The organism is Candidatus Sodalis sp. SoCistrobi, assembly GCF_900143145.1.
GTDB lineage: Bacteria > Pseudomonadota > Gammaproteobacteria > Enterobacterales > Enterobacteriaceae > SoCistrobi.
Genome location: NZ_FRDB01000167.1, coordinates 1 through 6,557 on the forward strand (window position 1 = coordinate 1; position 6,557 = coordinate 6,557).

Here is a 6,557-nt window from a genome sequence, read left to right on the forward strand (position 1 = left end):
CGGCGACTCCTACGATAATGCGATGGCAGAGAGTATCAACGGGTTGTACAAAACGGAGGTTATCCACCGCGGGAGCTGGAAAAACCGGACGGAAGTGGAGTTGGCCACGCTGGACTGGGTGGACTGGTACAACAACAGAAGGCTGCTCGGGCGGCTGGGTTACATCCCTCCTACTGAAGCCGAAATGAACTATTACGCTTTGCAATTAGCATCAGAGGAAGCGGCGTAGTATTGCCAAAATTACTCTCTAATAAACTCGGGGTTATTCACATCGGTCGGTCGATAAGCGACATGCCGCACGCCAGTACGTCAGCACGCCCGAACACGCGTGGGAGGGTGATAAGGGATGTGTTTATCGCCACCAGGCAGACGCATCGGTCGGTCGATAAGCAACATGTCGCACGTCAGTACGTCAGCGCGTCAGCACTCGCGGGGGAGGGTGATAAAGGATGTGTTTATCGCCACCAGGCAGGCACATCGGTCGGTCGATAAGCGACATGCCGCACGTCAGCACGCGCGGGAGGGTGATAAGGGATGTGTTTATCGCCACCAGGCAGACACATCGGTCGGTCGATAAGCGACATGGCGCATTTGCGCGGTGCGCCCGGTTAATAAAGGATATTTGCGTCGGAATAAGACATAACCTGCAATATTGTTTGCGCCGCTTTTTAGCGAATAATTATGCTAAGCTGTCGCATCGAAGGCTATTTCGGCGAGATCACGCAGTAAGCGATAGCTAAATAATGCTATTGCAATTAATAGCAAGCAGGAGTGGGATATGACTTTAGAGGATTGGGAACGTCATTTTCAGGAGTATATGGAGCAACATTTTCCTCAGGATGACAAAGCGCATGATATTGCCCATTTTAGTCGGGTTTGGAAAACCGCCCGTAAAATAATGCAGTTTACCGATGCGGATGAAATGATTGTATTAGCCGCCTGTTATTTCCACGACGTGGTCAATTTACCCAAAAACCATCCCGAACGTCATTTGGCATCGCGGCAAGCTGCGCTGCGGACACAGAAGATCCTCGCCGACTATTTCCCCGATTTCCCGGCGCGGCTGTATGGCGGTGTGGCGCATGCTATTGAAGCGCACAGCTTCAGCGCCGGCATTACGCCGGAAACGCTGGAGGCAAAAATCGTGCAAGACGCCGATCGGCTGGAATCTTTGGGCGCCATTGGGTTAGCGCGGGTGTTTCATGTGGCCGGGCAATTGGGCCGTGGGTTATTTCACGCCGAGGATCCGCTGGCGCTGCACCGGCCGCTGGATGATGTCAATTATACTTTTGATCATTTCCAAACCAAATTATTAACCTTGGCTGACAGTATGCAAACGGAGCTGGGAAGAGAGATGGCCCGCTATAATATTGAATATCTGGTGACGTTTATGAGTAAACTGTGTGCGGAATTAAAAGGGGAATATTACCAGCTGGATAAGGGAACACTGGACAGATTTGGTATGGGCTATATAGCGGAGGGGCAACCTGCGGCGGAGTAAGATGTTTCGTGCCCTTGTTTGCTATCGATGGCGTTTTTTATTATTGATTACTGAGATGTCCGCAGCCGGCGCCGGTAGTGCGCAGCACGTCCGCCTGCTGGAGGAAGGACGTGCTTGATATTACGCCGTCAACAGGTGCGGGTGTTAACACAGGGCGCAATAATGTGCGCGCGCGGCTGCAATGATGAAGACGTCGTCGATGAGTCTTACAAAGGCTGTCGCGAAAAGAAGATGCCGGCGCTGCAGCTTGGTCGCCTGCCGCGTACAGGCTGTGGCAACGGGTCAGGGTACGATTAACCGGGGATTTCGGGGTCCGCGCCGCTATGACAGTGATGGTTGTTCGGCTGGGCCCATTTCTGACCATCCCAGGTATCGTTCGGCGAGCTCGGGGCCAGCAGGGTCAGTTCTGTCGGCAAACCGCCCAGGAAATCAATAACCAGCCGCCGACCGGTGTCCTTGCGATAGGCCACGTTACCGCGCAGATCGTCCACCGTTTGCCAACAGCGCCCATCACAGCTGCGCACCAATGCGCGTGCTTGGCGTTGCGCCGGCAACGCCGGTTTATCGGCATAGCTATGGGGCGGCAGTAGGGCGCCCACGAACAAGTATTCCTGCGTTGCGCATAGGTACTCTCGGGTCACCGGGTGGGTACAGTAAACGACTATCCAACCCGAACGGCGGACAACGCCCTGGGCATCCAGGCTGGCAATGGCGAAATCGGTGGAATATTTTCTAAACATGGCGCCCTCCTGAGAAAATTCGCCACGCCTGGTCGAGGATTTGCCTCAGGCCCGAACTTTCTCTACATCCATGAATGAACTTGAAATATCACGTTAATTTTTCTTATTGTCATTATTTAATTATGAATAATATAGATTGTTTTGCCGCCGCCCGCACAAGGCGCCGGGGAGGCCGTTAACGGCAGGCTTTGTTCATGATTGCGAGTCATTCCTATTTACCCGGACTGTTATCGCCTTGACCGGCTGCTATTGCCCGTTTTTCGACGTTTATTTGACCTGTTGAACGGCGCGCAGGGGGAAAGATGCCCCAGTGGCTGTGCAAAGGGGACACAGCAGCACCGGCTGCCCCGTCCTTTGCTCGAGGGTACACCGCGCGGCGCGAGATAAGATTCATTAATATGTCGCCGATTTGACGCCCCCGATGGCAGCTCCTAGGCTAATGATTAACGACCGGATAATAGAGTAGGATGCGCTAACGCGATCGTGAGCGATGACGGCCCACAGCAGGTACCCCCGGCACAGTAGCAACAAACACAACCCGGCGAACAAGGGGCGATGGATCCGAAGCCGGTTGATGATGTTGCCGATGATTTGCCTGGCTGGTGAGCCAGGATAACTCACCCATTAGCCTGCGGGCGGGAGGATAGGATGACATTTGCCACCGGCGATATCGTGCAACCGATAAAAGGGGGGCCCGTGATGAGCGTAGTCAAAGTGGAAAGCGGGTTAGTGTACTGCAAGATAATGGCTTCCGGCGAAGACAAGAGTCAGGCATTTAAACCGGAAGAACTGACGCTTTATAAAGAAGAAGGGGATTTTGGCGTGTGCTAGAGTCAACCGCCGTCGACGGCCACGCAGAGTTAAGCCGCAGGGCGCACCGGCTCGCCCAGCCCGTACAATAGGCGTTACATTACGCTCTCGCCGTTGTTTTGGCGCCAGATCCGCCGGCGATTAAGCCCGCTGGCTGCACCGTTTCCTCTTGCATTCACTTTTCATTTCACCTACTTTATCTGCTGTTTCACCGGCCGGTCCGGTTGGGTTCCCCCGTCGCTCCATTAGAATGATTTGTTGTGAAAATACGCCGTCGAATCAGTCGCAAGAAATATCATCGCGAGACGTTGAGCGATGGGCAGTTTGCCATAGCGGTATTAGCGATCGCTTCAGGAACCCTTATCATCTTTGTCAGTTTGATGACACTCTGGACAATCTGATTATCGGCGAGGGAAAGGAACAGATATGGAATCCAGCAAACTTGATGAGACAAAATTATTGCTGTTAATCGGTTTGTTAATATCCATTTTAATCGCCGTGACGGTTCTGTTTGGTATCGCCTGGTTCAACGATCTCCGTCACTCTGCGGACGCTATAGATGCACAGTCATGCTATAGAAAGCTGCCCTGATGGCGGGGCGGTAAGCCTGTGCCGACCTAATGCCCCGCCAATGCATCCCCACCGTCATTCTCACCCGCCGTATCAGGCGGAAACCGCTTGATTGCCCGGCTCCGCATCCTTGAGCAGCCCCGCCAGGCGTATTTGTTGACCACGCAACTCCAGCGCCAAAGGCTCGTAAAGAGAGCGACAACCGTTGACGTCCTGCATCCCCAGCAGGCCGAAAGGGCGATGCTTTTCTTCACTCCAACTGCGGTAATCGGCGATAGGATAATGGCAAATACCTTCCACTGCCACATGGGCTTGCATCGCCTGCACCGCCTGTTCAAAAATATAACGCGCCCAGGGGACGCGCATGTCCTCTTCCGCCCCGGTTTCGGCGATGAGCAGCGGGCGTTGATAGCGTTGCCATACCTCCTGCAAGATGGCCGCGAACGGCCGGTAATGACCGTCGTCCAGCGCAATCGTCTCACCCTGGTAGAACCACTGGTTGCCGGGTCGGTAACCGACGCCGATGATATCCAGCCACTCCTCAGCGCCGCCCAGCGCTGGTGTATCGCGGCCGCAGAGCATGTCCCAGACCTCGAACTGCAGCAGGCGGAGGGATCCACCGCGCGGATCGCCGCCATCGCGGCCAGACTCGCCCGGACCAGCTGCTGTTTGAGCGCCTTGCCCTGGCGGGAGGCCATCGGTGCGATAGAGGCCATGTCGCCGCCGGCCCAGCTCCAAAAAGACATCGCGTTGATCGGGGTATAGACGGGCTGCACCACCCCGTCACCGCGCACCAGCGCTGCAACCGCCCCGGCGAAGCGGGCAAAACTGTCGACAAACGCGGGTTGCCAAATGTCAAGGTGGGCCGGCCAGCCGAAGTGGCACAGATCCCAAATAACCTGCAGCCTGTTGGCCTGTGCGGCGTGCAACATTGGCAGAAAGCTGGACCAGTCATACTGGCCGGGCGTGGCCTCGATGAGGTGCCAACGCAGCCCATCGCGCACGGTAGTGAGATGACAGGCGGCCAACTGGGCATAATCTTTCGCCGCCAGCATTTCATGACCGCTGGAATGAATGATATCGAGCCGGCGGCCGTCGCCGCGCCATTCGGTGGAGCAGTCGAAGCCGCCCTGGAAAAAGCTTTGGAATAAAGAAGGACCGTGGATCGCGGGCAGGTTATGGATAATCTGGTCTTGCATAATACGTCTCCCTAACCGTAACGGTGTTACACCGTGCAGGGCGAATGAAGCGTGTCCCTTAAGCGTAGACTCAGCATCAAGGTACGCGAACGAAAAGCGCTTGAAATGCGATAGCCCCGTGCGGGCGCTAACTCGGCCCGTCGAGGTTTTCATGCCGTTCACTTTATGACCGGCAAAGGGGATAATGGTTCTCCCCGTGCAAAGATGAGAGGAGAAATAATGCGCAGCCGAATTCACCTCATGACCGGCGATATCACCACCTTGTCGGTGGAGGGCATTGTTAATGCGGCCAATCAACAGCTGATGGGCGGAGGTGGTGTGGATGGCGCCATTCATCGTGCGGCGGGGCCGGCACTGAGGGCATAGGTATCTACACATCAGGGAGGAGGCTTAAGAGCAACTCTCGCTAAATGAGTAAGTTCTTCCAGACTATATTCCGATAATAATTTTAGTGTATTCAACAAGATGGATAGGCCAGTGAGCAGAGCAGGAGCGCTCTCTCTGCGGCCTCGCTTTTGCTGTCGTCCTGACAAGCGACATATCAGCTGGCGGGCTGCCGCATTTTCTTCTCCTTCAGCGCGTTGCAGCCGCCATACCAGAACAGCAGCCATACTGGCTATTAACAACCTGCGTAGTACGGCTGGCGCGCTGCGCTGAAGCCATGTTTCTACGTCATGTCCGGCACCTTTCAGCAACTTAAAAAATGATTCAATATTCCAGCGCCAGTAATACCAACGAGCTACTTCCTCGCAGGTGATCTCGCTGCAAACGTTTGTAAGCAGCGTCCAGCGTCCCACCACATTACCGAGATCATCCGTAAGCCGAACAACAACCAATCTGACCGTCAGAGGCTCTCCAGGTTGGATTTTTATGCGGCGGCCGGTTTCTTTATCTTTACGCTTCTGCTGCGCAGCTCGGGTTATGACTATCGAGGTTTCACTGATTTCCATATCAGCTTTTTTCCCTTTCCAGTCTACCTGTCCGCATCCGTTGTATGGCAGAAGAGCAGCAATCTCACCAATTTTCAATGAATTACCTTGCCACTCTGCACCATGTCCTTCTTTTCCTCGGATAAGCCAGCATATTCCTTGAGTACTCAACGTCCGCATATGTCCAATAGAGTCACCCTCTCTATCAATTATATGAATCAGCTTTTTACCTATATTAAGCGATTCCACACGGGCAATATCGGTCGTCAAGGCGTCCATATGTGTCTGCCGTTCGGACAGTCCTTCCGCCAACGTTGAATGACAACCGGTTGCATCGGTAAGTGTCTGAGATAGAGGCGCTATTGGCAAACCCGTGCCAGCATCAACCAGCAAGCTGCTTTGAAGTTCATATCCAACATCGCCACCGTGCGTCATTTTTAAGCGTCCGTATTTGGCATGATGGTAAAGAAATTGTAAACGTGACCAATCATGAACAACGAGAGCGTATGGATGCGGGCTAAGCGAAATTTGCTCAAGTGCTAGCGAAATAATTGGCTCATTGAGTTGACTGAAGCTAATTCGCTTATTATTCAGAAAACGCCAGACAGCTTGGGTAGTTGCGAAAGTTGATTTTTGAGCACTTGCGAGGTCTTTAACCGCAGAAGCAAGAAGAGCCGCGGGCGTCATATGCTGTTTAACCAGCGTCTGATATCGGCGGGTAAGGCGAGAGTCAATCCCGCCAACAGATAGGTTGAAATCATTCTGCAAAGTAATAACAGGTATCACGATAAATGTGTAGATACCTATG

The 6,557-nt window shown here is 53.7% G+C and carries 8 protein-coding genes and 1 pseudogene; 6 read left to right on the plus strand and 3 right to left on the minus strand.

Going from position 1 to position 6,557, the window contains the following annotated elements:
• Both CINSTRO3249_RS11340 and CINSTRO3249_RS11345 read left to right on the plus strand, forming a co-directional pair.
• Window positions 1–229 (plus strand): integrase core domain-containing protein (locus tag CINSTRO3249_RS11340; RefSeq protein WP_143146879.1); only part of this gene is annotated, 229 nt, incomplete at its 5' end.
• Window positions 230–778: 549 nt separating this feature from the next.
• Window positions 779–1,501 (plus strand): phosphohydrolase, encoded by a 723-nt coding sequence (locus tag CINSTRO3249_RS11345; protein ID WP_074013366.1) that lies wholly within the window; start codon window positions 779–781, stop codon window positions 1,499–1,501.
• Window positions 1,502–1,794: 293 nt separating this feature from the next.
• On the opposite strand, the gene CINSTRO3249_RS11350 is transcribed toward CINSTRO3249_RS11345, so the two are convergent.
• Window positions 1,795–2,241: a hypothetical protein gene (locus tag CINSTRO3249_RS11350; protein ID WP_074013367.1), complete on the minus strand. Its 447-nt coding sequence runs from the start codon at window positions 2,239–2,241 to the stop codon at window positions 1,795–1,797.
• Window positions 2,242–2,889: 648 nt separating this feature from the next.
• Between CINSTRO3249_RS11350 and CINSTRO3249_RS11355 the strand changes: the two genes are divergently transcribed.
• Both CINSTRO3249_RS11355 and CINSTRO3249_RS17235 read left to right on the plus strand, forming a co-directional pair.
• Window positions 2,890–3,072 (plus strand): YodC family protein, encoded by a 183-nt coding sequence (locus tag CINSTRO3249_RS11355; protein WP_074013368.1) that lies wholly within the window; start codon window positions 2,890–2,892, stop codon window positions 3,070–3,072.
• Between the two features lie 405 nt (window positions 3,073–3,477).
• Window positions 3,478–3,642 carry a hypothetical protein gene (locus CINSTRO3249_RS17235; protein ID WP_174249778.1) on the plus strand — a complete coding sequence of 55 codons (165 nt, stop codon included), beginning with the start codon at window positions 3,478–3,480 and terminating at the stop codon, window positions 3,640–3,642.
• A 72-nt stretch (window positions 3,643–3,714) separates the two neighbouring features.
• Here CINSTRO3249_RS17235 and CINSTRO3249_RS18025 read toward each other — a convergent pair whose 3' ends face one another.
• A complete protein-coding gene (locus CINSTRO3249_RS18025; RefSeq protein WP_371441380.1) occupies window positions 3,715–4,203 on the minus strand; it encodes a hypothetical protein in 489 nt (162 codons plus the stop codon).
• A 263-nt stretch (window positions 4,204–4,466) separates the two neighbouring features.
• Here CINSTRO3249_RS18025 and CINSTRO3249_RS18030 point away from each other — a divergent pair, with 263 nt between their 5' ends.
• Together CINSTRO3249_RS18030 and CINSTRO3249_RS11365 are read left to right on the plus strand one after the other, a co-directional pair.
• The gene (locus CINSTRO3249_RS18030) at window positions 4,467–4,772 is read left to right on the plus strand and encodes a hypothetical protein (RefSeq protein ID WP_371441381.1); all 306 of its coding nucleotides are present in this window, start codon (window positions 4,467–4,469) and stop codon (window positions 4,770–4,772) included.
• Between the two features lie 267 nt (window positions 4,773–5,039).
• Window positions 5,040–5,177: pseudogene (locus CINSTRO3249_RS11365) on the plus strand (macro domain-containing protein); the annotation flags it as partial.
• Between the two features lie 20 nt (window positions 5,178–5,197).
• Here CINSTRO3249_RS11365 and CINSTRO3249_RS11370 read toward each other — a convergent pair.
• A partial coding sequence (locus CINSTRO3249_RS11370) for a flagellar biosynthesis protein FlhF (RefSeq protein WP_254304354.1) occupies window positions 5,198–6,557 on the minus strand: 1,360 nt, incomplete at its 5' end.

What these genes read in the sequence shown, in the direction of transcription:
- CINSTRO3249_RS11345 (WP_074013366.1), top strand. Translation starts at nt 779, where the DNA reads ATGACTTTAGAGGATTGGGAACGTCATTTTCAGGAGTATATGGAGCAA.
- CINSTRO3249_RS11350 (WP_074013367.1), bottom strand. Translation starts at nt 2,241, where the DNA reads ATGTTTAGAAAATATTCCACCGATTTCGCCATTGCCAGCCTGGATGCC.
- CINSTRO3249_RS11355 (WP_074013368.1), top strand. Translation starts at nt 2,890, where the DNA reads ATGACATTTGCCACCGGCGATATCGTGCAACCGATAAAAGGGGGGCCC.
- CINSTRO3249_RS17235 (WP_174249778.1), top strand. Translation starts at nt 3,478, where the DNA reads ATGGAATCCAGCAAACTTGATGAGACAAAATTATTGCTGTTAATCGGT.
- CINSTRO3249_RS18025 (WP_371441380.1), bottom strand. Translation starts at nt 4,203, where the DNA reads ATGCTCTGCGGCCGCGATACACCAGCGCTGGGCGGCGCTGAGGAGTGG.